General features: G+C 42.8%; 1 protein-coding gene and 1 pseudogene. Both read left to right on the top strand.

Annotated elements, in window-relative coordinates; genetic code table 11:
• Positions 1 to 815, top strand: an 815-nt coding sequence (locus tag VXQ92_RS21245) for an ATP-binding cassette domain-containing protein (RefSeq protein WP_416683095.1), incomplete at its 5' end; no start/stop codon positions are given.
• Positions 812 to 1,027 (top strand): annotated as a pseudogene (locus VXQ92_RS21250) (secretion protein HlyD); the annotation flags it as partial. The gene VXQ92_RS21245 and the pseudogene VXQ92_RS21250, both read left to right, overlap by 4 nt.

The following is a 1,027-nucleotide window of genomic DNA, read 5'->3' on the forward strand; positions in this document are numbered from 1 at the left end:
CTAAGCAAAGTTTAGATGAGCTCATGCAGCGTCCGATTGATCAGGCCGACCGTTCACATCTGGTACACAAAGCTGTTTTAAATGGCGACTATGAATTAAAAAATATCTTGTTCCAATATGGAGAAGAAGATCCGAGACCAAGTCTTGCGATTCGCCATTTAAAAATTCGCGCCGGAGAAAAAATTGCGATTTTGGGTCGTAATGGTGCTGGTAAGTCGACATTGCTTCAGCTTTTATCCGGTATGCAGGTTCCAACTCAGGGAGCTGTGCATTTAGATGGACTCGATCTTTCCTTAATTGATCCATCAGATGTGCGCCGAGATATGGGGTTACTCAACCAGAATGCACATTTATTCTACGGAACAATCCGTGAAAACCTGACTTTAGGTGCACCGCTTGCAACAGATGAAGACATTCTTCGTGCATTGGTGGTAACAGGTGCTTTATCTTTTGTTCAAGAGAAAAAAGAAGGCTTGGATTACTTGGTTTTAGAAGGAGGCGTTGGTTTCTCTGGTGGTCAGAAACAAGCGTTATTATTGGCTCGTTTATTGATTCGTCAACCGAATATTTTATTGCTTGATGAGCCGACAGCAGCCATTGATGATGTTGCAGAGAAACAATTAATTGATCATCTCAAAGGATGGTTAGCACACCGAACGTTGGTTGTGGCGACCCACCGCCGAGCTGTTCTTGAACTGGTCGATCGAATTATTGTCGTCAATGAAGGCAAAATTGTGATGGATGGACCACGAGATCAGGTACTTAATCAATCTACAGCCCAACAAAAACAAGTGAGCCAAGGGGGCAATTCATGAGCGAACAACAACAAGAACTTACCCGTTCAATGAATGTATCTTATAGTGAACCACCATTACCGCGTGCCAGTTTAGTCATCTGGATCGTGGGCATTGGTTTAGTGATTTTCTTTATCTGGGCATGGTTTTTTAAGCTTGAAGAAGTTTCAACCGGTACAGGTAAAGTTATTCCATCCTCTAAAGAACAGGTCATCCAGTCTTTAGAAGGTGGT

It is taken from the genome of Acinetobacter sp. 228 (assembly GCF_048147885.1).